Genomic DNA, 24,004 nt, shown 5'->3' with positions numbered 1-24,004 from the left:
ATGAATTATTTAAAAGCAGCTTTGATCTTATCAACTAGCTTGGTCGTGATCATACTTCTGGAGAGCAGAACCATGTTTTTTATAGCTTCCGGAGTCGAAATCCCGTGACCTATAATAACCGGTGCATTCACTCCGAGGATCGGACTTCCACCATATTGTTCATAGTTAAAACGCGCAAAAAACTCATCTTCAAACCCTTTTTGCTTGGTCAGAACATAGAATGTTTCCGCTAATTTTAACATTACATTACCTGTGAACCCATCACAAACAATAACATCCGCCTTCTCGTTAAACAGATCTCTTCCTTCCACATTACCAACAAAGTTGAACATGTTCGTGTCCTTCATCAGTGTGTGAGTGGCAAGTGATAGCATGTTACCTTTTTCCTCTTCTTCCCCAATGTTGATCAAACCCACTTTGGGATTATGAACACCATGGATATTTTCGGCAAAAAGGCTTCCTAAAACACCAAATTGCAATAGTGTATCAGGCTTACAATCAGCATTGGCGCCAACATCCAGCATAATACCATAGCCCTTTTTCAATTTAGGAACGATAGTAGAAATAGCCGGACGAATTACGCCTGGAATTGTTTTGACGCTAAACATAGCTCCAACAAGCATAGCACCCGTATTGCCAGCAGAAGAGAACGAGTCAATCGTTCCCTCTTTAAGCATACGAAAGCCAATCCCAATACTGGAATTTGGCTTTTGTGTTATTGCTTTCGTCGGATGCTCACCCATACCGATCACCTCGGTTGTGTGGATGAACTCTATGAGATCAGAGTTAAATCCCTGCTCAGTAAATATAGGCTGAGCCAGTTCTTTATTCCCGATAAGTACGAGCTTTTGTTGCTGTGGTTCTAAGGCTTTATAAGCTGCAATTGCACCCAACACAGTAGCGTTAGGGGCAAAATCTCCGCCCATTATATCTAAGCCAATTTTCATTTTCAGAAAACTACCTTAAGCAATAGAGGTATTCTCGATAACTAATTTACCATTGTAGTACAGGTTACCATCAACATTATATGCGTGGTGAGGCAAGTGAACAGCTCCTGTAGTTTTGCAGGTAAACAAGGTAGGCGCCTCAGCTTTGTAGTGAGTTCTTCTTTTATCTCTTCTTGACTTAGAAATTTTCCGTTTTGGATGTGCCATCTTCCTGGTTGTTTATTTTATATGTTATTTAATCTTCTTTAAAGCTTCCCACCGCGGGTCAGCCTCTGTATTGTTTTGTTCAGTTTCTTCTGCTGATGCCCCTGAGAGTTTCTCAAGCTTATCCAGCATCTCTTTATCACACCACTCTGTCATACCCGGCTCGTCACAACGGTTGAAGTATGGAACAGCCAGATTGATATACTCATAAATGAGCGGTGCAACGTCAATCTCATGCTCATTTTTACTTAGAACCAAAATCTCTTCGGTATTATCCTCCAGATTCTCGTCATCCGTAAATTTCACAATCTGCCTCTCATCAATATTGAGCACTGAAGGAAACTCAGACACACAACGGTCACAGGTCAGGTAAATAGATCCTTTCCCAGTAAACTGCAGTATCAGCATCGTCTCCTGTTTGTTCAGCTCCAAATCAATGGAAACTTCTCCATTCTTCACAAGAGAATACTCAAACTCATCGAAGAAGCGCGAATCAATTTTATAGTTAAAATGATGCGTCCCTAACTTCAATCCTACAAATGGTATTCGATATTCCTGTAACAAATTCAAAGCACGGCAATTGAGCCTGCAAAGCTACTGAAATTAATGACTACGAAAAAGTTTTTTTTCATTGTCTTTCAACGATGTCCGTGCATCTGCCTGCACTTACCCTTCTTACAGACCCGCCCATCCGCTTTCTCCGGCATCCGCCAACTGCCTTAATCGCGATCTTTGGAGAGTTTACTAATCTTTAAAGGATTAGCGGTTAGCGAAACCATCTCCCTGCGGCGCTTCACAATATTGATTGCCGCAAACACAGCCTCCCTGAAAGAACTTTCAGAGGCCTGGTTTTTTCCAGCGATATCATAACCTGTTCCATGGTCCGGAGATGTACGTACAACCGGTAAGCCGGCCGTAAAGTTAATCCCGTTGTGGAACGCAATATACTTAAATGGAATCAGTCCCTGGTCATGGTACATAGCCAGCACGCCATCGAATTTCAGGTGTGCACCGCTGGCGAAGAAGCCATCTGCGGGGTACGGACCAAAGGCAAACACACCTTTCTCTTTCGCTTCCTCAATAGCCGGCATAATGATTTCCTGCTCTTCTTTGCCGATCAGACCATTATCTCCCGCATGCGGGTTGAGGCCCAGGACTGCAATCTTCGGCTTCTGAATCCAGAAGTCCTTTTTCAAGCTGTCTTTCATCAGCTGCAGCTTAGATAGAATGCCTTCTTTAGTGATCTTCTGGGCAACTTCCGCCACAGGCACGTGCCCGGTTACCACACCCACACGCAGATCTTCCCCGATCAGGAACATCAGTGAGTCGGCAGCATTGGTCTTTGCCTGAATATATTCGGTATGTCCCGGAAAATTAAATTCTTCGCTCTGTATATTATGCTTGTTGATCGGTGCCGTAACCAGGGCATCAATATGGCCTGCGGTCAGATCGGCCACCGCACGATCAAGAGAAATGAAGGCATACTTGCCACCTGTTTCATTGGCAACTCCCGGTTCAATCTTCACATCATCATCCCAGCAGTTGATCATGTTTGCTCTTTTCGGATTGGCCTGGTCGGCTCCGCTGATAACATTGAAGTTGAAATCACCCAGGGAAAGCGTTTTGCGGTAGAAAGATGCTACTTTCGTGGTTCCATAAACAATCGGAGTGCAATAGTCATAAATCGACGGATCTATCAAGGTTTTCAAAATAATTTCGAGCCCTATTCCATTAACATCACCAATTGAAATTCCAATTTTTATTTTTTCACTCATATCAGATCTAGTACTTTCTCCCCTTACATCACGTAGGTTTACAAATTAAACACTTTACCGACAATTCTCGAAGATTATCGCTCTTTTAATTGAGAACTGCTACTTCTGCCACCCATCTCTGGGTCATAAGTGCCGCCTGATTCTTCAATCTGCCTTTAAATTGCTTATTTTGTCTTAGGATGATCTCTTTCGGATATCTTCTATGAGAATACTCCGTCCGTCTTCCTTTTAAAATACAGAAATGAGCTCAGTACGCGCAAAAAAGCACCTCGGTCAACACTTCCTGACCGACAAAAATATCGCACTTAAGATTGTAAACAGCCTGAACCCTACCGGCCGCTTTTCACAGGTATTGGAAGTGGGTCCGGGTATGGGCGTCCTGTCTGATTTCCTTCTCCAGAACAAGGAATACGAAACCCATCTGATTGATCTGGACAGCGAGTCGGTCGAGTTTCTGCATAAGAAATATCCGCAATTGGGCGAACGACTGATCAACGGCGACTTTCTGGCGCTCGACTTTCAAAAGACATTTCCTGGCAATGTGGCCGTGATCGGCAACTTCCCATACAATATATCATCCCAGATCCTTTTTAAGATTCTGGAACACCGGGATCAGGTACCTGAAATGGTGGGGATGTTCCAGAAAGAGGTTGCAGAGCGCTGCACCGCGCCTGCCGGAACCAAGGAATATGGCATTTTAAGCGTCTTCGTACAGGCTTATTACAAGGTAGAATATCTCTTTACCGTGAAACCGGGCGTCTTCAACCCGCCACCCAAGGTGCTCTCTGCCGTGATCCGGCTGAGCCGGAATGAGGTGCAAAACCTGGAGTGCGACGAGAAGCTATTCTGGAAAGTGGTAAAGGCCGGCTTCAATCAACGCAGGAAGACACTCAGAAACGCCCTCTCGGCATTGATCCCGAAAGACAAAATGCCAGCAGATCCGGTCTTTGAGCTTCGTGCAGAGCGGCTCACCGTTGACGATTTCGTTCGCCTCACCAACATGCTGACGGCAGCTCTTCAAACGGCCGAATAAGCTACAGAATCAAAATCTATCTAATTAACATGAAGAGAATACTTATTGCGGATAAGCTTCATCCACTTTTCAGAGAAGAAGCGCTGAAATTGGGCTACGAAGTTGACGATCTGCCCGGCATTACCCGGGAAGAAACCCTCAGCATCATCGACCGCTACTCAGGCATCGCCATACGTACCAAGTTCAGAATTGATGAAGAACTCATCCGGGCAGGCCAGAATCTGCGCTTCATTGCGCGTGCAGGTGCAGGGATGGACAATATCGACCTGAATGCCGCTGCCGCACAGAACATCGTATGCATCAATGCCCCTGAAGGCAACCGCGACGCAGTCGGAGAACATGCCATCGGCATGTTGCTGTCCATCATGAATAATTTGCGCAAAGCCGATCAGGAAGTCAGAAGCGGCATATGGGATCGTGAGGGCAATCGCGGAATAGAGCTCCGCGACCGTACCGTGGCCATCATCGGCTATGGCTTTATGGGTCAGAGTTTCGCCCGCAAGCTTGCCGGCTTCGGCGTGCAGGTAATCGCTTACGATAAATATAAAACAGGCTTCAGCGATTCATTCGCGAAGGAGGTCAGCATGGAACAGATCGTGAAGCAGGCTGATGTACTGAGCTTTCACATTCCCCTCACCCGCGAAACCCGCCAGATGGTAGACGACGAGTACCTGTTCCATTTCAGAAAACCCATCATCCTTTTAAATACCGCACGCGGCGAGATTGTCAATACTTCAGCTGTGCTGAACGCTATTAAATCAGGAAAAATTATCGGAGCGGGATTGGATGTTCTGGAAGTGGAAAAATTTCCAAATCTGGACGAACTCGCGTGGTTCAACCAACTTAGAAACAATGAGAAGGTTCTTCTGTCTCCACACGTTGCCGGATGGAGCGTGGAATCTTACAAACGGATCTCAGAAGTACTGGCAGAGAAACTAAGAACGATCAGGTAATGAAAGGTCATTGAGTCGGGCAGGCTTGGATTCACAGCGCTGAACACAAGCCTGCCTGACCAATTAATTAGTTACATAATTTGGGTTGTACATTTCGAACTCCTCGTACGCAGACCAGAGATCAGTTACTGAATTCACTTCAATGTTATCCCCCCAGGGTGTCCAGCTGGTGAACTTCATCTTGTGCCCCGAAGCACTTTTTGAGGGCGTTATCTCTTCATACACACCGAAATTGCCCAAGGTGTAATAACGGATCTTTTTTTTGCGATTATCCAGACTATGTGACTTAGTCAATTGGAAGCCCATTGTTTTAATCCAACTTTTAATGGATAAAGCTCTGTTTTGCGTCATAACAGTTTCAATTAGATCAACAATTTGTTATTTATTGGGTATTTAACGTAAACTTTCACATTATGTTCCTATTAATCAACAACTTTTATGAGACAATGTGGACAACTATTGTTAATAACTTTGATTGTTTGTCTCCGAACGACTGGTCGGGTATCCACCGGTGGAATCCAGACAGCTCTCTTGATGACTTGAACGGGGCGCCAGAGCGATAACTCAGCGGATGCTCACCCGCTGCTCACCCGACGCTGAGCTGACACCGCCCTGAGTTTTACAGGTTACCGTAGGGTGACCATCATCTCACAATTGCTTCGGAAATCTCTTTTTTGCTTTTGTAGTCCCCCCTTTAGGCCTGTTAACTTTTAAGCAGTGGGAACAGCTTTTTCCAAAAAAAACAAACACAAACGTCATTTCAACCTTAATTAATAAAGGGGAAAAATTCATGAAGACGATTATAGTATCAAACAGGTTACCAGTCAAAATCACAGAATCCGGGAATAACTTCGAGTTGAAGCAGAGCGAGGGCGGCCTCGCTACAGGCTTGGGCTCCATCTATCGCCAGGGGAACAACATGTGGTTGGGCTGGGCTGGTATTGAAGTAGAATCACACGAGAAACAATCTGAAATAAAAGATCAATTACAAGATATGAATCTTTTTCCTGTGTTTCTGACTCAGGAAGAGATCAATTTATATTACGAAGGCTTTTCAAACGAAACCTTATGGCCGGTTTTTCACTACCATCCTACCTATGCCCACTATGAGCAAAGTTACTGGGATAGTTACCTGGCCGTTAATCACAAGTTTAAAGATGCGGTTTTGGAGATCACAGAACCTGGGGATATTATTTGGATACACGATTACCAGCTGCTGCTGCTGGCCGGACTGATCCGTGCGGAGCAGCCTGATATTACCATCGGCTTCTTCCTCCATATCCCCTTCCCCTCCTACGAGCTTTTCCGGCTGATCCCCTGGAGGGCCGAATTACTGGAAAACATGCTGGGAGCTGACCTGATCGGTTTCCATACGTTTGATGATGCGCGGCATTTCATCAGTGCTATCTCGCGGATCCTTCCGGTACATGCATCTGCCAATCAGATCAACTACAACGACCGGCAGGTGATCGTGGAGGCCTTTCCGATGGGCATCGATGAAAAGAAATTTGAATCGCTCACGCATGACCCGCTGGTACTCGAAAACGTAGCCAAGCTGAAGGAAAATTTCCAGGATCTGAAAATGATCCTGTCGATTGACCGCCTTGACTACAGTAAAGGCATTTTACAACGTCTGCAGGCCTATGATATTCTACTGCAGAAAAATCCGGAATACCTGGAACGCGTGGTGCTTTACATGATCGTTGTCCCTTCACGTGACACCGTTCCTCAGTATAAGGAGCTGCGCGACGAGATCGACAAGCTGGTGGGGAACATCAATGCGCGGTACCGGACGCTGGACTGGAACCCGATACACTATTACTATCGTTCTTTTGAGACAGAGATGCTGTCAGCGCTCTATAATATGGCTGAGATCTGCCTGGTTACACCTATGCGCGACGGGATGAACCTGGTGAGCAAGGAATATGTGGCGAGTCGCACCGACAACACGGGCGTGCTCATCTTAAGTGAGATGGCGGGCGCTGCCAAGGAGCTGATTGATGCGATCATTGTGAACCCAAATAACGTTGGCGAGCTGTATAGGGCCATGATAGAGGCTCTGGATATGCCGGTAGAGGAACAACTAAGACGAATGGTCCCGATGAGGGAAGTCGTTGCTAAATTTAATGTCAGACACTGGGTAAAAATTTATATGGATAGATTAGAAGAGGTAAAGCAACTGCAGGCTTCCATGCAGGCTAAACATGTGGGCGTTGCCACCATGTCTTATATAGAAGAGGAGTATCGCAAGGCGGCAAAAAGGCTGATATTCCTGGATTATGACGGCACCCTGGTGGGCTTTAAATCCAATATCAATCAGGCATTTCCTGATGATGATCTTTATGAGATCCTGGATGAGCTCATCGGTGAGCCGCAGAACCATGTGGTGATTGTGAGCGGCCGGAACTACGAGACGCTGGAAGACTGGTTCGGTCATCTGAAGATCGACATCATTGCCGAGCACGGAGCCTGGCAGAAACATATCGGCGGCGAGTGGACCAAACTTCCCGGCCTGAATGACCACTGGAAGCAGGATCTCATGCCTATGCTCGAAACGTATGTGGATCGCACGCCGGGATCTTTCATCGAGGAGAAAAGCTACTCGCTTGTGTGGCATTACCGCAAGGTGGAAGAAGGATTGGGTGAGCTCCGCGCTAATGAGCTGATGAGCAATATGCGGTTCCTGACTGACGACAAGAGTCTTCAGATGATGGGCGGCAACAAGGTTATCGAGATCAAAAACGTGGAAGTGAATAAAGGGAAGGTGGCTGCATGGCTCGACAACGATCAATACGATTATATTCTGGCGCTGGGAGATGATCATACGGATGAAGACATGTTCAAGGCATTGCCAGCAGATGCGTACACGATTAAAATAGGAAGCAACATTTCTGCTGCACGCTTCTATATGCGTGATTACAAAGAAGTGCGTAAACTGCTCCGGACGCTGTCAGCGAAAGAAGAAGCATAAATCTCTGCTATATAGAAAAAGCCGCTTTGATCATTTCAAAGCGGCTTTTTTATGCGTTTATGTTCTTAGAGAAAGATCGGTTTATCGAGCTTCATGGCGATACGGTAGGCTGCGTTCATCAATCCTACGTGGCTATATGCCTGCGGGAAATTCCCCCATTGACTTCCGGTTTCCTCATCCACGTCTTCGCTGAATAGCTTCAGGTGGTTGGAATACTGCATCAGCTTTTCAAACTCGACAACAGCCTCGTCCACCCTACCAACGCAGGCCAGGGCCTCCACATACCAGAATGCACAGATAAGAAAAGTGGTTTTGGGCTTTCCAAAATCGTCTGCATGAAGGTAGCGATAGATCAGGCCCTTCTCAGTCTTCAGCTCCGCTTCGAGTGCCTTCAGGTGGTCTTTGGCACGGTCGGATGTTGGATCCAGATAGTTCATCATGATGAGCTGCAGGGTACTGGCATCCAGATAGGTACTACCTACGGCATTCGTGTAAACCTTGCGGACAGGGTCATAACAGGCTTCGATATGCTCTGCCGCTCTCGCCTGCAGCCGGAGTGCTTTCTCTTCCAGTTCCTTATCGCCAATATTGCGTGCCGTTTTAGCTGCCGCCGCGCAACCTGCCCATTGGAAAAGGTTACTGTAGCAGTGCGTATTGGCGAAGTTCCGGAATTCCCAGATGCCGGCATCCTTCTCATCAATGGTAGATTGGATCTTATCGAGAATAGAAGATATCCATCTGCGGGAGTCTTTCCGTTCGCGGAAAACGAAACGATGATCGGTATAAAGAGGCATGATAGAAATCATCACCTGTCCATAGATATCGTTTTGAATATGCTCATTAGCTTGATTCCCGATGCGTACCGGCTTATTCCCCTTATAACCCTCAAGATATTCGAGGATGTGCTCATCAAGCTTCTTATCGCCGTCTATACGATAGAGTGGCTGGTAGCGGGACTCTTCGGATACCGAAATATCAGCCACATAGTTGAAATACTTTTCCATTTCCTGGAAATGGCCGATGTGATTGAGCGATGACAATACATAGTGCGTGTCACGCAGCCAGCAATAGCGGTAGTCCCAGTTACGACCGCTGCCGTCGGATTCTGGCAGACTGGTTGTACTTGCGGCGATGATGGCGCCGGTATCTTCGTACTGGTGGATCTTCAGAACCAGGGCAGAGCGAATCACATATTCCTGATAGAAGCCTGCAATAGATGAATACTTGATCCAGGTTCTCCAGTATTTAACCGTTTCGCGGTAGAAGGTCTCACAGGTACTCACCAAAGGAGCCTCCAGCGGGTGACCGTAAGTCATAACGAGATATTTGGTCTCGCTCAGGACGAAGAAGCGCTCATCATAGATATACGTAACGGGAATATCGGTCGTAAGCCGCATAATCTCCTCGCCTCCATAATATTCAATATGATTGCTGCCCCTTTGGCCTCTCATTTTCTTCTTGCCGTAATCGGTTACCGGCTCGCACTTGACCTTTATACGCGGCGTGCCTGAGATGGGCTCGATCTTTCGGATCAGCATGAGCGGTTTGAAATACCGGTCATACTGATAGAACCGCGGTGCAAAATCAGTCACCTGATAATCTCCATCTTCGCAGGATATTTTCGTGACCAGCACATTGGTATTTTCGAGATAAGACTGTTCGGAGCTGTAGTCGCCGGCAGGCCGGATGCTGAATTCTCCACCTTTTTGTTCATCGAGCAGGGACCCGAAAACGAAGGTGCTGTCAAACCGCGGCCAGCAGAGCCACGAGATATCGGTATTTTTGTGAACATGGGCCAGGAAAGCACAGTTGCCTATTAAACCTGTTTGATACGTGTGTTTAACCATTAATTAAAAAACAAACACACGCTAAAGAAGTTTTCATTTTCTACAGCGAAGATCGCAGAGTGAGCGAGAATGGCACCTCTACATGCTTGTTTGAGTTCTCCAGAATCATCTTTGCGGCAATGGTTCCCATCTGGTGAAAGTCTGTTGAGATGGTCGTTATACCATCCAGAATGACCTTTTTCAGCGGAGTTTCATTATAAGATATAACGCCGACCTGCTTGCCGATCTTGAAGTCGAGGTTTACTAATCGCTCAACGAGGGTTACCAGATCACTTTCCATGAGGTTGATATATACCTCGCCCTCCTGAATAGGTTCCACAGAAATGTCGTTAACGATCTTGTGGTTGAAAGCATACTGCTGGCAGAAGCGCAGGTAGCCCTTCCTGATTTCCCTCGGATAATAGCTTTTATCGGGAAATATCAGCTTAATAGTATGGTATTTACTCAGGGCCTTACGGGCCTTCTCGAGCGAGTTGTAGATATCTTTTTCAAAATCTTCATAGACCGCTGCATATTCGCCGGTTATACCCGGGATCTTCTTATCGAGGATGATCAGCTTCTCTTTGGGAATGGAGTTGATCATCTGGTAAGCACTGTCCTCCCCTTCTATAAAATGTGGAATAATCACATAATGTGAATAACCTTCCATCTTATTGCTGAGCAGCTTTTTGAACAACATGTAATCGCTGTTATAGATATAGAAGTCGACCGCAATCTGCTCCCCCAGGGTGGCAATAAAGGCATCGTATATGATCTTCTTATGACTGCTCAGTTTGTTGAAGAACAGGCATATCCGGAGCGTCTGACGAAACTCCGTACTGGCGATATAGTATCCTTTTCCCGGTATAGACGCGAGCACACCAATCTTCTTGAGGTATTTATAACCTTTCTCTGCGGTATCTCTCGATATCTCGAGCTCATAGCTGAGTTCGTTGATTGAGGGAAGCATATCATTTTTGCTGATCTTGCCTGCTTCAACCGCTATCAGAATGGAGTTGGTGAGCTGGAGATACTTGGGAGTGGCTGAATACTCATCAATCCGGATATGATCAAAAAAACGGATGGGTTTCATTATTAAAGGTATGGATCGTGGCTAAGATAGGAAATTGAGGATTATTCAGGACAAATGCCAGTTTTTTTGCGTGTTTTAGATGATGATCTCTGACATAAGTGACGTTCATCAATTTTTTGAGGAGCAAGACCCGCTAGATTTGGCTCATAATTTCAAAAAATGACTTCAAAGAATAAGTGGCTTATGGCCCTTTCCGGTATGACACTGCAATTGTCGATCGGATCAATCTACGCGTACAGCGTATGGATTAAACCTCTTGAGTTAATGAACGGTTGGGATGCACATCAGCTGAAGCTGGCTTTCAGTCTGGCAATCTGCTTCCTGGGTCTGACGGCCGCGTTCATGGGTAACTTTGTCAACCGGATCGGTCCGAAGAAAGCGGGACTGCTTGGAGCGGCCTTTTTTGGGGCGGGACTGGCGGGTGCGGGACTGGCCTGCAGCCTGGGATCATTGCCGATGTTCTATCTTACGTATGGGGTGATCAGCGGAATCGGACTTGGGTTCGGATACATCACGCCGGTTTCGGTAGTGGTAAAGTGGTTCCCTGATAAACCGGGCTTTGCATCGGGACTGGTGATCATGTCTTTCGCAGCAGGATCGGTTATCGCCTCACAGATCATCTCTCCTATCGCCACTGTTATGGGCGTGTCGAACACCTTCTTCCTGCTGGCTTCCGTATATTTTGCGTTGATGGCACTGGCTTCTTTGTATCTGGCGGTTCCTCAGACTACATCAAATGTAGTTGTTGCTGATGATCATAGCGGCGGTTCATCCGTACCTGCTTCTGTTCTGCTGTCGGACGTACGTTTTTACGGATTGTGGCTGATGCTGTTTTTCAACACCACCTGTGGTATTGCGCTGATCGCAGTGGCGGCCCCGATGGCGAAAAACATTATCCACATCAGTGACGCTGCAGCTATCGTTTTTGTAGGCGTGATCGGGCTATTCAACGGACTCGGCAGGCTGATCTGGTCGAGCGTATCAGATAAAATCGGGAGATGGAACACCTTTATGTGTTTCTTCCTGGTGGGTAGTGCCTGCTTCTTTATTCTGAGCACAACGCCTGCTGCATGGCTCTTTTATGCAGCGGTATTGGTTGTTATCAGCTGCTACGGTGGTGCGTTTGCTACGATACCTGCATTCATCAAAGATATTTATGGTCCCGACAAAATGGGTTCTGTACTGGGATATGTACTGATTGCCTGGTCGGCTGCTGCATTTGCAGGTCCATGGCTTATTAATTTGAGCGATCAGTATACTTTGATATTTACCGTATTTTCAGCTATCTTGTTTGCGACAGCCATTATGGCCTATCTTTTGAGAAGTCGCTTAGTGGCGGAAAAGCCGGAAATTAAAAGTGAAACGAAAATATTAACGGAAGAGGCAAATTTTTAACAATCCATTAAATTTTCAAGGATTTCTTTGCCGATCCCTAAATCACCAGAATACATGACGCGGGTCACATTTCGTGATCTTTTATCTGCGTAGATTTGATGTATTCTAACATAAACGAAGAGTAATTTTTTAAATTATGAAAACAGATGTCACAGCAGTTCCATTTGAACAAGGAGAATGGAATACAACAGTAAACGTTTATGACTTTGTTGTAAGAAACATTAAGCCATATACCGGAGATTCATCATTCTTATCTGGTCCTTCTGCAAAAACCACCAATGTGTGGAATGCGACAAAAGAAGTGCTTTTGCAGGAAAGAGCTAATAATGGGTGCCTTGCGATAGACACTGAGACCATTTCAACCATGACGGCCTTCAGGCCAGGATATATCAAACAGGACGACGAAGTTATCGTTGGCCTTCAGACTGATCAGCTACTGAAAAGAGCGATGAAACCATTTGGCGGAATCAAGCTGGTTGAATCTGCTGTCAGAGAACGCGGACTGGAAGTATCTGACCGTGTAAAAGACGTATTCAACTATGCACGCAATCACAACGAAGGTGTTTTCGCAGCTTACGATCCTGAGATCAGAAAGTACCGTTCAAAACACGTATTAACCGGACTTCCTGACAACTACGCACGTGGTCGTATCATTGGAGACTTCCGTCGTCTGGCACTATATGGAGCAGATGCGCTGATCAACTTCAAGAAAGCAGACCTGGCTAAAGTTAGCGGTGAGATGACCGAGCATAAAGTTCGTCTTCGTGAAGAGATCAACTCACAGATCGCTGCGTTGAAGGACATGATCACTATGGCTGCTGAGTATGGCTTTGATGTATCAAAACCTGCAGCTAATGCACATCAGGCTGTACAGTGGGTATATTTCGCTTACCTGGCTGCTGTAAAAGAGCAAGATGGTGCGGCTATGTCATTGGGTAACGTATCTTCTTTCCTTGATATCTATTTCGAAAGAGACCTGGCAACAGGAGCTCTTACAGAAGAAGAAGCACAGGAACTGGTTGACCAGTTTGTGATGAAACTGAGATTAGTGCGTCACCTTCGTCCGGGTTCTTACGATGAGATCTTCGGTGGTGACCCTACCTGGGTAACGGAATCTATCGGCGGTCAGCTGAATGACGGACGTACCAAGGTAACCAAAACATCATTCCGTTTCTTACAGACGCTATATAACTTAGGTGCTTCACCTGAGCCAAACCTGACCGTACTTTGGTCTGAAAACCTCCCTGAAGGATTCAAGAACTTCTGTGCACAGGTATCTATCGACACGTCTTCTATTCAGTATGAAAATGATGACCTGATGCGCCCTAACCGTGGTTCTGACGATTATGGAATCGCATGTTGCGTGTCTTACCAGGAGATCGGTAAATCAATTCAGCACTTCGGTGCACGTGCCAACTTGCCTAAAGCGCTTTTAATTGCACTGAATGGCGGCCGCGAAGAGCATGAAGGAACTGAGATCGTCAAAGGCATTCCTGAATTACCAGAAGGTCCTCTTGATTTTGATTTGGTAATGGATGTGTTCAAACGTACTTTGAGTGATCTTGCCAGAGTATATGCAAAAGCAATGTTTATCATCCACTACATGCATGATAAATACTATTATGAGAGAGCTCAGATGGCTATGATTGACTCTGATCCTCATATTGACATCGCATACGGTGCTGCAGGTATCTCTATCATTGCTGACTCCCTTTCTGCGATCAAATACGCTAAAGTGACTCCGGTAAGAAACGAAAAAGGACTGACTGTTGACTTTACTATCGAAGGAGCATATCCTCAGTTTGGTAATGATGACGACCGTCCGGATTCAATCGCACAGGAAATCACCCATTACTTTATCAACGAGCTGAGAAAGCACGCGACATATAAGAATTCAACTCCCACATTATCTCTGTTAACCATTACATCTAACGTGATGTACGGTTCTAACACAGGTGCAACACCTGATGGACGTAAGGCAGGTGAATCTTTTGCTCCGGGAGCTAACCCAATGCACGGACGTGATAACAGTGGTGCTATCGCATCGTTGAACTCAGTAGCTAAACTGCGCTATAATGATGCTCAGGATGGAATTTCAAATACCTTCTCGATGATCCCTAAATCACTAGGTGACACACGTGAAGAGCAGATTTCCAACCTGGTAAACACGATGGAAGGATACTTCAAAAACATGGCTCACCACCTGAACGTGAACGTACTGAACAGGGAAACATTGATGGATGCTTACAACCATCCTGAAAATTATCCTCAGTTGACTATCCGCGTTTCTGGTTACGCAGTGAACTTTGTTCGTCTATCCCGTGCGCATCAGCTGGAAGTGATCGCGAGAACCTTCCATGAAAGTATGTAACCGATTTATATATATATATTAGCACTAAGAGGTCAGGTTATATGCCTGACCTCTTTTTTTTGAAATTATTTTTACATCTTAAGGCATGTATTTCCCATTACAAGATATTGAAGCGGCTAAGTTGAATTTTGATGATCCGGAACATTTGCGGATCCACTCGCTGGAAACCTTTGGCACACATGACGGGCCGGGAATAAGAATGGTGATCTTTGTTCAGGGATGCCAGTTCCGTTGCTTGTATTGCCAAAATCCCGATACGCTGGATGTTCGTGGTGGCACCCTGGTTGCCATCGATGAGCTGCTGCAGCGGGCCGTGCGACAGAAGTCCTATTTCGGAAAGTTTGGAGGTGTAACGGTCTCAGGCGGTGAGCCTCTTCTGCAAAGAAGCAAGCTGAGCACATTTTTTAAACGGCTGCACGCCGAAGGCATTAACACTTGTCTGGATACCAATGGAAGGCTGAATAATGATCAGGTTCATGAACTGCTGGAGCATACAGACCTGCTGCTGCTCGACGTGAAGCACATTAACGACGACATTCACCATAAGCTTACCGGCCTCACGAACAGAAACACCATCGCACTAGCGGATTACAGGGAGTCGACCGGAAAAAGAATGTGGCTTCGGTACGTGCTTGTTCCGGGCTGGACCGATCAGGAAGAATACCTGGAAGAGTGGGCACAGCGTTTTGCGGATTTCAAGACTGTGGAGCGTGTGGAGATTATTCCTTTTCACCAGCTGGGCCTGCATAAATGGGAGCTGATGAAAATGGACTATCCGCTGAAAGATACAGAGAGCCCAACTACAGAAGTGAAGGAAAAGGCGCTGTCGATTTTTCAGAAGTACTTTTCGAACGTTATTCTGAAATAAAACCCTCGTGTTAACTGATCCGGTAGCTGATCGTAACTGAGAGCTTACTGTTTACTATAAAGCAAAGCGGGCTACCTGAATCAGGCAGCCCGCTTTGTTATTGATTATTATGGCATTTTCTTAAATCCTTCGGATCGGACCTTCCACTTTCCATTTTTAGGGAAGCCTGGATTGACACCCTGGCTTCCATCCCATCCTCCGGCCATCATTGCTACGGTAGTAAGCACACCGCCGTTTCCGGGCAGGTAAATGCGCAAACGGCCGTCCTGATAGTTATGTCCGTTTTTGAGGTAGGTATTGGTCTTGATGTTCATGAAGAGCGCATCTACAGCGCGATCAGCCTTGCCCAGACGTGCAGCATTCATAGCAGTCATCGGGAAGTCCCATCCCCAGGTATCCTCCCATGACCAGACTTTCCAGACCAGCTCAAGCGTACGCTGCATAGCGGCTTTATCGAGTTTTGGCGACTCAGGCACCATACCTAATGCTCCAAGAACAGCAGGGTGATCAGTCTTCCAGCGATCGGTTACGTAAGAATCGGGTGTGCTTTCATTAGCCAGGTACACGCCTCCAGATACCGGCAGGGGCGCCAGTTTGTTAATAATTTCATCCCATTCGGCATTTCTGCTCATGCCGAGGCGCTCTCTCCAGCTTTGGGCCACTTTAAGTGCCCAGTCCCAGTAAGCAAGCTCGTACGTTGGGTTAAACGTGTCTTCAGCCTTGAATACTTCCTGCGCAGGGATCAGTCCCTTGCCCAGGTTATAACGATCTTTCGCTTTGTCGTATGTAGGGAAAGAAGCCATGAAGTCGGCGGTCGCAAAAACAAGATCCTTATATTTTTCAAGAATGGCTTTATCCTGCTTGTCGCGGAATGCCAGTTCGGCCATATAGATCAGGTGAGGCTGCTGCCAGATTAGGAAGGCACCGACAGAAGAAGGTGCTTCATCGCCGTTATGATCGGTCATTTTTTGCCAGCGGGCACCTTTGAAACCCTGTCTTTCGGCAAGCGCTTTAGCTTTGCCGAGTACCTGTGCGTAGTAGCTCAGGCTCTTCTCCATCAGGTCCACCCGGTTCCAGAGTGCAAAGTGTACGGCATGCCACCAATGCATTTCCAGGTGAGGCTTTCCGAACCAGCTGTTGAAGGTCAATCCTGTTTCCTGAGGAGGAAACGAGCCTGCACACTGCAGTTTGGTGAGGTATTGAGACAGCACAGTTCTGCGTTCAAGCTCTTTTGCTCTTGGGTCAGTACTTCCGGCGAAATCAATGGCGGCACCACTGTTCCAGAAAGCAGCCCATTGGGTTTTGCTGTTCGTCTCCGTTTCAGGGTATGCAGGTACGGCAGCAGCAGGTTTCTGCTCCATGCTGAACAGGCAGCTTAACTCCAGTACATCTGATCCTTTTGCAGGTACGATTTGAAAAGTATGAGGAGCAGACGCCGCTTTTACGGTGCCTTTGTTCCATTTCAGGCTGGAGTAGTAGGTAATCCCTTCTAGTTTGTGCTCGATGACCGCTCCTTCTGCTGTTGAAGACTGAATGGATGACTGGTGATTTTGAGGGTTCGCCCAGTTAGATCCTTCGTCAAGGAACTCCGCCGTCGGGTAAGGATAGCGAAGGCCCACCTTCAGCCTTCCGCTTGCTACCAGCTTCGACTTGACGCGAACAGATATCACGTCCTGATCCTGGTGAACGGTTGTGAATACTTCTACCGGTATGTTCTCTACCGTGAAAGTACTTTTAAGCACCCCGCTCCAAAGGTCAAGCTCCTGTCTGATGTTCCTGATATCAGAGATGGTAACCATGGAGCCGTTCTGCTTCTGGATTTCAAAACCCAGGTGCCCCAGGTGGATACGATGCGGATTCTTTCTGAACCAGTCAGAAGCCTGACGTTTTCTTAAAGGTTCAGACCATTGTACTGTATAGGAGATCATACGGCCGTTCAGGTTATAGTTCCTGAGCGTTTCAGAGATGTCGTAGCCTACGGTGTCTTTGAAACTGTTCCATCCCCATTCAGACTGGGTGCCGAGGCTTACGCCTTTACGGTAGGCTTCAGGAAAAGTTTGTAAACCGGTTACATCAGCGGTGAAGGCGAACTTGCCATTGCCCAAGGAAAGGGAACTGAGTGAATCGATCTTCGTGTTAATGACGTTGTGGCGTGATACTACCTGTTGCCGATTTATGGGCTGTGCGTTGGCAGATAGCACCTGTAAAAGTGCTATCCCCAGGGCATACATAATCTTCTTTACTTTCATATTTGGGCTATAATTAATATTGGTCTTAGTTTTTCTGCAGTGTAACACTCATGAGGCCGATGACCACATCATTCGCGAGCGCTTTTACTGTTAATCCTTTCAATTCTTTTTTCGGATTCAGCGGCAGATCGAGGACTGTTGCTGCCCCTCCATCTATTCCCTGGTTAGTGAATCCTTTTATGGTTATAAAGTCGTTAAACTCGCGCGTGACCTGTCCGCTTTTCAAATATACGCGGTAGGGCTTGGGACTACCTGTTGTAAAGGCAAATCCATCATTCATGTAATCCTGCTCAATTGGCCACCAGTTAGACGGATTGACGAGCGGAAGACGATCCATTGTTCCGTCAGTATAGAGCACCTGCACTTCTCCATTCTCGATCCTGCTCTGCATAGGGTTGGTCGATCCAGCCATCAGCAGATAGGCATGAGATGCCGAACCCGAGAGTGGCACCGTGATAGAGTCGGGATAGTTATCCCACTGAGAGGTAAAGGCGATATTGCTTGCATCTGTCTCTCCCGATGTAGCCATGGGGATGCCGTTGGGAAGGACAAGCTTACCGGCAGTGCCTGCTTTTTCTCTGAGACCAGTATCGTCAATATTTGCCGTCGTAAGCGGGTAGCACCAGTTTCCGATACCCTGAACCGGAAGTTGCAGGGTCGGCGAAGAAGGACGCGGACTCAGGTATTTGTTTTTAAAGATATTGCTAACCTTGTCATTAAATACCGCAGACAAGTCTACTGATTCCCATTTCGCGTTTGACGGCGGCAGGGCATTCCAGTTGATGATTTCTTTTTCTGCATACACCCCGGGACGGTATTCAACCCGCATGAGATTGGTTCCTGCGGATACATACTCCTGAGGAACTACGATTTGCTCAGAGCCTCCGGCAGCCAGTTCAATTACCTTGGAAACGATACGGCTGCCGCCTTTGAGGATCAATTCACCCCTTACGGCGGGACCGTTATTCTTTACTGTAAAGGCCAGGTCTTTGTCTTTTTGTTCCAGCGGAGCGAGCAGCTCTACTGTCTTCATCACTTCAACGTCGACCGGCATCCACCATGCAAAGTTCCCCTGACTCAGTTTCAGGAAGAAGGTCTTGTGACCATTCTCTGCATCCAGCAATGCTTCCAGCTTATTGTTCCTGGTTACAGCACCCTGAAGGATTTGTTGAGGATCGTACAGGTTGGTTATTTTGGCGTTTTTGAATTCAGCTTTGAACAGTTCCTTGTATAGTGCTGGACTCAAGGAAGGCTGCTCGAATGGTTCACCATCCCAGGCAACTTCTATCGAGTATTTAGCTGATTTACCTGCAAAGATTTCCAGTGACGGGATGCCTAAAGATCTTTCGGAGACCTTCCATTTCACCGGAACACCGTTTACGCGAACCATTTTGACGCGATCTGACTTTGCCCTGATCTCGAGTTTGAGGTTCATGGGGTTTTTCCGGGTCGCTTCGATGGTGTACTGATCAGCGAGGTCTGTGCGGTTGAAGTCGAACGTTACATCGGGGGTTTTCAGCGAGGCGTAAGCCCAGGCGGAAGGAAGTCCCGGACGGATGGTAAGCGTGTCTGCGAGGGCGTCCGGTTCAATCCCGAACAAACCTTCTACCAGGCTGCGTGCAGCTACACCGATAGGATCTGCGAAATCGCGATAGAGCTCACCGCGTACTGCGTCGTAGAACGACAATTGCTCAAAGCCTCCGGGGCTGGAGCTCAGGTACATGGTCTCGAGGATATTTCCTTTCCAAAGCTTGAATGCCTCTTCGGATCTTCCGGCCTGCCAGTAGGCCAGAGAAGTATGAAGTACTTCGGCTAGTGCCACGTTATTGACCGACCAGGTGTAAGGTTGCCAGTTAGTGGTTGGCAGTGTATAAAGATCTTTTTCAGGCAGATCTTTGGCCAAAATCGGGATTCTTGGAATCTGAGTGTCGATGTATCGTAAAGACTGGTATGCTTTAAACATGTCAGGCACCTTTGAGTCGATTGCATGATAGATCGTCCACAGACCTGGAATGGGATGCAGTTTTTTCAAGCCGAGGAGGTCCTGATATTCTGCATACCACCCCTTTCCCGGCATCCAGAGCCTGCTGTTAATTGCCTTGTATATCTTCTCAGCTTCCTCTTCAAAAGGCTTGCTGTCCTCGCCGATGAGGCGGGCAATCTGCGCGGCAATTTTGTTCGCGCGGTAATTATAAGAAGATGTATGTGTTACACCGCCGCCACTGTATTGCAATCCGTCACTGGCCCAAATAGCACAGTAGGCGTCATAAAGGCCATCGCCATCCATGTCGAAGTTGCGTTTCTCCCAATCGAGGTGCCTTTTGATGGTCGGCCACATCTCTTTAGCTACGCTAAGATCGCCTGTCCACTGGATGTGACTCATCATCTGATCGAAGAACACGAGGTTCATATCGTAGTGATGCGGTTTGGTATTGTCGTTCGGGTTGCGGGAGATATAACCGCTGCTGAACATCGCATTACCCATCTTTTCTTCCTGCCTTGCAAGGTTTAGTGCCGTATCAGCCACTACTTTTCCGCTTGCAGGCTCGAGAACCTGCGACTTTGCATAACTGCGGAAATGTTCAAGTGCGCGGTCGTGCCAGCCCAGCGGGTCGGCAACGGAGGCTCCACGCCAGGCGTTCAGGCGCATTCTCCAGGCTACGGCGCCGTGCAGGAATGTGGGGCTTTCCCAGATACCATCTGCAGCGACGGCGAGGGCTCCGCCCAGGGTATTGATATAGGGATCAGGAGTATTTACCTGAATGCGTTGCGCCAGTTGAGTCCGGGCCTGTTCTGCCGCGGCAAACCGCGATGCGAGATCAGCGGTCTTTAGCTTTCCTTTCTCAGAAGGCCGCTGGATGAGCATGTATATTTCTTCTCCATTTTTGATTCTGGAGGAGGCTGTTACCACGGGCGCGTCTGCAGCCTTGGACTTAGCCAGAGCTGAAGGAGAGGACAGTGCGGAAGCATCCGCCAGTTGGAAGCTGCCGCTTTCAGACAGCATACCTACGAGCTCCTGTGATGCTGCATAGCTAAGCTGGAAGCTTTTGCCACTCAGCTTGTACTGATTGTCTTTACAGTTTTCCGGCTTCAGATAGAACGAAGACTCAGGATCGGCACCGATATCGCCGTTGCGACTGAACTTCTTTCCAGAGGCACCGCCAAATGCCCAGAACAGATCGATATTCTCGGTCATCCCTGAAGAGGCAGCCTTGACGATGATACCCTCTGCATCTGCAAGCGCAAGCACGCTGAGGTTCAGCGTGCCCGAGCCCAGAATAGGGTCTTTAATTTCATAGAGCATGGCACCGGGGCGATATATGCTCTTGATATTTTTAGCCTGGATGATCCACTTGCTGTTGGCACCGGAAATGATACCTATCTGGAGATTACCACCCATGCCAGGCATGTACATGGCGAACTCCGGCAAGTCGCCTGCTTCCACACGGAAGGCTGTATTTGTTCCATACAGTGCCCGGTTGAAGCGCTTTGTTCCGTTCACAAGTACAAAATCCTTCCCCTCAGGACGATAATGAACTACTCTTTCTTTACCGTGCCAAGGTTTCGCAGGGGCATCATTCCCCTGCGCATTAATATTATCGATTCCCGAAAGCAGGAGTCCCGCAAGGATTGCTATAGTACTTTTATACATATTTAATTTGTTAACCGCCGGCTATTTAGACTTTAAGCTATCTGGCAGCACAGCAACTTCTCCGTTGATTTTAACATTGTCAAACTGAAGATTTTTAACATAATCTACTTTGAACGGAATTTCTACCCCGTTGATGGTGCAGTTAACGAGGCGCAGGTTTTCGACAGGAGATTCTTTATATGCATTAACCAGCACCCCATAAGTTCCACCCTTTTCAACATGCATGTTCTCTACCCACACGTTGCGGATGGTTGGTATAAAGTCGCCCGGAGCTTCGTAAAACATGTTGCATCTTACTGCGGCTTCGCGGTACGTTCCTACTTTAACATCTTTCATAAAGATATTTTCAATAACGCCACCTCTGCTTGAGCTGGTTTTTATACGCAGAACTCTGTCCAGGTCCGGACTGTCCATTACGCAATTGATTGCAAAGATATTGCGTGCACCACCGGAGATCTCGCTGCCGATAACAACTCCTCCATGGCCTTCTTTCATTTCGCAACCTTCGATAATGTGGTTCTCTGCCGGTTTGTTAATTGTGCGACCATCCTCATCTCTTCCCGACTTGATAGCGATACAATCGTCGCCGGTATCGAAGAAACAATCTTTGATCAGCACGTTCTTACAAGACTCCGGATCTGCTCCGTCATTATTAGGTCCATGAGAGATGATCTTGACACGTTCGATGATCACGTTTTCACAAAGAACCGGGTTGAGGTTCCACATGGGAGAGTTGATCATTTTCACGTCAGAGATCAGTACGTTATTGCATTTGTAGGGCTGAATGAAGTTTGGTCTGAGGTAATGCCCTTTTCCGAAGACGCGGGTTCTTGGATCCGTTTTTTTGTGGTTGAGTGCATGCAGGGAATCGCGGGCTGGTCCCTGGTGACCTTTGCTTTCGTCCCAGCCATATTGTTTTTGCCCCTTCCAGTACCACCAATTTTCATTATTGGCGTTTCCGTCGAGTGTACCCTTACCAGTGATGGCAATATTTTCTTCGCCGTAGGCGTAGATGAACGAGGAATAGTTCATCAATTCCATGCCTTCCCAGCGGGTGAATACGATGGGATAATGCTCAGGATCTCTGCTGAACAAGATCACGGAGCTATCTGCCAGATGCAGGTTGACATTGCTTTTAAGAATTATAGCTCCCGTAAGGAACGTTCCGACAGGCACAACAACCCGGCCTCCACCATTCTTATTACACTCCTCAATTGCCTTGCGGAATGCATCGGTATTCAGTGTTACGCCATCTCCGACAGCTCCATATGCGGTGACATCGTAATCCTGGTTTTTAAAGACAGGCGGCTTGATCATAGCTCTGATTTTTTCCATCTCTTTCAGCGGCTGGTCTGTTGACGTCCAGCCGGTTTGATTACTCGTTGCACATGCTGACATAATCAGCATTCCAATCGCCGCAACTAAACCTGATAGCTTCATTTTTCTCATGGGATTACTTGTTTTAGACAATAACAAAGCCATCACACAGTTGTCTTTTTCTCTTTTCAGAATATGCTGATGATGACTCCATTACTTATTTATATATATGTGTGTTTATGCGTATGTATGTGATGAAAATCAGGTGATCTTCAATATAAACGATGATGCTGTTTCGTACTGACCTCCCTGGGTTGCGGCAAAAAGATAAGCAGGTTTTCCTTTAACAAAGAGAATCTGCGGTCGTTCGAGTCTCCCGTACCTTTTCAGGTGCTGTGGTGCCGGAGGCAGGTCCGTGTATTCTTTCAGCGCTTGATAGGCGATATCCGGTCGATTCCAGCGTATACCATCCTTTGAATCGAGATACAGTCCGACCTCATGATCAAACACTCCCATATCCCTGGCCAGCATGTTAAACCGCCCTTTATTCATCCAGACAAAAGCATCTTCAAACTGGTTATTGTTGCCGAGGGATGAGAAGTCTATTACGGGATCAGCGGAATACCGCTTGTAGGGCCCGGTGAGTTGATCGGATATGGCAAGTCCATACTTTCTGTTTCCCCGGATGAGGGGATCCTTGGAATTGTAGTAATCATTCGAATTCCAGGATTTATAGTATAGCCAATATTGTCCGTTAGGATGTTTTACGAAGGCTGGGTTGGTGGTACAATGATCGTCCCATGCACCCGGTGCACCCGGTTCCAGCAACGGCTTATCAGCGCGGGTCCAGGGGCCGTATAATGACTTCGAGGTAGCCAGGCCAATACGTTTTGTATCTGTCTTGCCATTCGAATTACCCATATAGAACAGACAATATTGCCCGTCTACATATTGAATATGAGGATTATGGCAGGTGGTTGCGTCCCAGTGACCTTCACCCCTTGGGGCAAGCACGGTGCCTATGACTTTAAACTCTGCCTCAGGATGATCAGCGACAGCATGAGCGATCTCACACCCGTTTAGCCAGCCACCCATCTTTTTGGAAGAAGCCCAGCGGGAAAAGAAGACGTGAACTTTATTATCGGGTCCCATGATAGGGCTATTACACCATACGTAATATCCTTCTAACTCGAGGGCCCGGCCGACACCCTTAAGCTTGTATGGGAAACCAGAGGACATATTGGCCATGATCTCATTTGACCGGCTAGTCTTCGGCAAGGCTGCTACGGCAGCCAGTACTGACATCTGATACAAAAATGTACTCCGCTTCATAACAGGGCATTTTATATA

General features: G+C 47.1%; 17 protein-coding genes. 6 read left to right on the top strand and 11 right to left on the bottom strand.

Translation table 11 applies throughout. The features are described from left to right. Positions 1-5: 5 nt before the first annotated feature. The 4 genes from plsX to pdxA all read right to left on the bottom strand — a co-directional run bounded on the left by plsX (position 6) and on the right by pdxA (position 2,926). Positions 6-947: a phosphate acyltransferase PlsX gene (plsX, locus tag ACO1NU_RS06355; protein ID WP_448817631.1), complete on the bottom strand. Its 942-nt coding sequence runs from the start codon at positions 945-947 to the stop codon at positions 6-8. A 15-nt stretch (positions 948-962) separates the two neighbouring features. Next, a complete protein-coding gene (rpmF, locus tag ACO1NU_RS06350; protein ID WP_106291573.1) occupies positions 963-1,154 on the bottom strand; it encodes a 50S ribosomal protein L32 in 192 nt (63 codons plus the stop codon). 24 nt (positions 1,155-1,178) lie between these two features. Then, positions 1,179-1,682, bottom strand: a complete 504-nt coding sequence (locus tag ACO1NU_RS06345) for a YceD family protein (protein ID WP_448817630.1) — start codon at positions 1,680-1,682, stop codon at positions 1,179-1,181. 188 nt (positions 1,683-1,870) lie between these two features. Next, the gene (gene pdxA / locus ACO1NU_RS06340) at positions 1,871-2,926 is read right to left on the bottom strand and encodes a 4-hydroxythreonine-4-phosphate dehydrogenase PdxA (protein ID WP_448817629.1); all 1,056 of its coding nucleotides are present in this window, start codon (positions 2,924-2,926) and stop codon (positions 1,871-1,873) included. 241 nt (positions 2,927-3,167) lie between these two features. Here pdxA and rsmA point away from each other — a divergent pair, with 241 nt between their 5' ends. Both rsmA and ACO1NU_RS06330 read left to right on the top strand, forming a co-directional pair. Continuing rightward, positions 3,168-3,959 carry a 16S rRNA (adenine(1518)-N(6)/adenine(1519)-N(6))-dimethyltransferase RsmA gene (rsmA, locus tag ACO1NU_RS06335; RefSeq protein ID WP_448817628.1) on the top strand — a complete coding sequence of 264 codons (792 nt, stop codon included), beginning with the start codon at positions 3,168-3,170 and terminating at the stop codon, positions 3,957-3,959. Positions 3,960-3,988: 29 nt separating this feature from the next. Continuing rightward, positions 3,989-4,912: an NAD(P)-dependent oxidoreductase gene (locus ACO1NU_RS06330; protein WP_448817627.1), complete on the top strand. Its 924-nt coding sequence runs from the start codon at positions 3,989-3,991 to the stop codon at positions 4,910-4,912. A 63-nt stretch (positions 4,913-4,975) separates the two neighbouring features. On the opposite strand, the gene ACO1NU_RS06325 is transcribed toward ACO1NU_RS06330, so the two are convergent. Continuing rightward, positions 4,976-5,206 (bottom strand): hypothetical protein, encoded by a 231-nt coding sequence (locus ACO1NU_RS06325; RefSeq protein WP_448817626.1) that lies wholly within the window; start codon positions 5,204-5,206, stop codon positions 4,976-4,978. A 496-nt stretch (positions 5,207-5,702) separates the two neighbouring features. Between ACO1NU_RS06325 and ACO1NU_RS06320 the strand changes: the two genes are divergently transcribed. Continuing rightward, on the top strand, positions 5,703-7,883 hold the full coding sequence (locus tag ACO1NU_RS06320) for a bifunctional alpha,alpha-trehalose-phosphate synthase (UDP-forming)/trehalose-phosphatase (RefSeq protein WP_448817625.1): 2,181 nt from the start codon (positions 5,703-5,705) through the stop codon (positions 7,881-7,883). 65 nt (positions 7,884-7,948) lie between these two features. Here the strand turns inward: ACO1NU_RS06320 and ACO1NU_RS06315 are convergent, their stop codons facing one another. After that, positions 7,949-9,730, bottom strand: coding sequence for a glycoside hydrolase family 15 protein (locus tag ACO1NU_RS06315; RefSeq protein ID WP_448817624.1), 1,782 nt, complete (start codon positions 9,728-9,730; stop codon positions 7,949-7,951). A 40-nt stretch (positions 9,731-9,770) separates the two neighbouring features. Beyond that, positions 9,771-10,802, bottom strand: coding sequence for a GntR family transcriptional regulator (locus ACO1NU_RS06310; RefSeq protein WP_448817623.1), 1,032 nt, complete (start codon positions 10,800-10,802; stop codon positions 9,771-9,773). Between the two features lie 159 nt (positions 10,803-10,961). Between ACO1NU_RS06310 and ACO1NU_RS06305 the strand changes: the two genes are divergently transcribed. The 3 genes from ACO1NU_RS06305 to pflA all read left to right on the top strand — a co-directional run bounded on the left by ACO1NU_RS06305 (position 10,962) and on the right by pflA (position 15,436). After that, the gene (locus ACO1NU_RS06305; protein ID WP_448817622.1) at positions 10,962-12,197 is read left to right on the top strand and encodes an L-lactate MFS transporter; all 1,236 of its coding nucleotides are present in this window, start codon (positions 10,962-10,964) and stop codon (positions 12,195-12,197) included. Positions 12,198-12,333: 136 nt separating this feature from the next. Continuing rightward, positions 12,334-14,568 (top strand): formate C-acetyltransferase, encoded by a 2,235-nt coding sequence (pflB, locus tag ACO1NU_RS06300; RefSeq protein ID WP_448817621.1) that lies wholly within the window; start codon positions 12,334-12,336, stop codon positions 14,566-14,568. A gap of 85 nt (positions 14,569-14,653) precedes the next feature. Then, positions 14,654-15,436: a pyruvate formate-lyase-activating protein gene (gene pflA / locus ACO1NU_RS06295; protein WP_448817620.1), complete on the top strand. Its 783-nt coding sequence runs from the start codon at positions 14,654-14,656 to the stop codon at positions 15,434-15,436. A 107-nt stretch (positions 15,437-15,543) separates the two neighbouring features. Here the strand turns inward: pflA and ACO1NU_RS06290 are convergent, their stop codons facing one another. The 4 genes from ACO1NU_RS06290 to ACO1NU_RS06275 form a co-directional block, all read right to left on the bottom strand. Continuing rightward, positions 15,544-17,685 carry a hypothetical protein gene (locus ACO1NU_RS06290; RefSeq protein ID WP_448817619.1) on the bottom strand — a complete coding sequence of 714 codons (2,142 nt, stop codon included), beginning with the start codon at positions 17,683-17,685 and terminating at the stop codon, positions 15,544-15,546. Positions 17,686-17,710: 25 nt separating this feature from the next. Then, the gene (locus tag ACO1NU_RS06285) at positions 17,711-21,337 is read right to left on the bottom strand and encodes a DUF4450 domain-containing protein (protein ID WP_448817618.1); all 3,627 of its coding nucleotides are present in this window, start codon (positions 21,335-21,337) and stop codon (positions 17,711-17,713) included. A gap of 21 nt (positions 21,338-21,358) precedes the next feature. Further along, positions 21,359-22,786 carry a glycoside hydrolase family 28 protein gene (locus tag ACO1NU_RS06280; protein ID WP_448817617.1) on the bottom strand — a complete coding sequence of 476 codons (1,428 nt, stop codon included), beginning with the start codon at positions 22,784-22,786 and terminating at the stop codon, positions 21,359-21,361. Between the two features lie 129 nt (positions 22,787-22,915). Beyond that, positions 22,916-23,986 carry a glycoside hydrolase family protein gene (locus tag ACO1NU_RS06275; protein WP_448817616.1) on the bottom strand — a complete coding sequence of 357 codons (1,071 nt, stop codon included), beginning with the start codon at positions 23,984-23,986 and terminating at the stop codon, positions 22,916-22,918. Positions 23,987-24,004: the final 18 nt, after the last annotated feature.

The organism is Arcticibacter sp. (assembly GCF_053551015.1).
Note: the sequence above shows the minus strand (reverse complement) of the source record. Positions and strands in the feature narration are given on the sequence as shown.

Excerpts from the sequence above, each read along its gene's own strand:
- plsX (WP_448817631.1), bottom strand. The coding sequence starts at position 947 with ATGAAAATTGGCTTAGATATAATGGGCGGAGATTTTGCCCCTAACGCT.
- rpmF (WP_106291573.1), bottom strand. The coding sequence starts at position 1,154 with ATGGCACATCCAAAACGGAAAATTTCTAAGTCAAGAAGAGATAAAAGA.
- pdxA (WP_448817629.1), bottom strand. The coding sequence starts at position 2,926 with ATGAGTGAAAAAATAAAAATTGGAATTTCAATTGGTGATGTTAATGGA.
- rsmA (WP_448817628.1), top strand. The coding sequence starts at position 3,168 with ATGAGCTCAGTACGCGCAAAAAAGCACCTCGGTCAACACTTCCTGACC.
- ACO1NU_RS06330 (WP_448817627.1), top strand. The coding sequence starts at position 3,989 with ATGAAGAGAATACTTATTGCGGATAAGCTTCATCCACTTTTCAGAGAA.
- ACO1NU_RS06320 (WP_448817625.1), top strand. The coding sequence starts at position 5,703 with ATGAAGACGATTATAGTATCAAACAGGTTACCAGTCAAAATCACAGAA.
- ACO1NU_RS06315 (WP_448817624.1), bottom strand. The coding sequence starts at position 9,730 with ATGGTTAAACACACGTATCAAACAGGTTTAATAGGCAACTGTGCTTTC.
- ACO1NU_RS06310 (WP_448817623.1), bottom strand. The coding sequence starts at position 10,802 with ATGAAACCCATCCGTTTTTTTGATCATATCCGGATTGATGAGTATTCA.
- ACO1NU_RS06305 (WP_448817622.1), top strand. The coding sequence starts at position 10,962 with ATGACTTCAAAGAATAAGTGGCTTATGGCCCTTTCCGGTATGACACTG.
- pflB (WP_448817621.1), top strand. The coding sequence starts at position 12,334 with ATGAAAACAGATGTCACAGCAGTTCCATTTGAACAAGGAGAATGGAAT.
- pflA (WP_448817620.1), top strand. The coding sequence starts at position 14,654 with ATGTATTTCCCATTACAAGATATTGAAGCGGCTAAGTTGAATTTTGAT.
- ACO1NU_RS06290 (WP_448817619.1), bottom strand. The coding sequence starts at position 17,685 with ATGAAAGTAAAGAAGATTATGTATGCCCTGGGGATAGCACTTTTACAG.
- ACO1NU_RS06285 (WP_448817618.1), bottom strand. The coding sequence starts at position 21,337 with ATGTATAAAAGTACTATAGCAATCCTTGCGGGACTCCTGCTTTCGGGA.
- ACO1NU_RS06280 (WP_448817617.1), bottom strand. The coding sequence starts at position 22,786 with ATGAGAAAAATGAAGCTATCAGGTTTAGTTGCGGCGATTGGAATGCTG.
- ACO1NU_RS06275 (WP_448817616.1), bottom strand. The coding sequence starts at position 23,986 with ATGAAGCGGAGTACATTTTTGTATCAGATGTCAGTACTGGCTGCCGTA.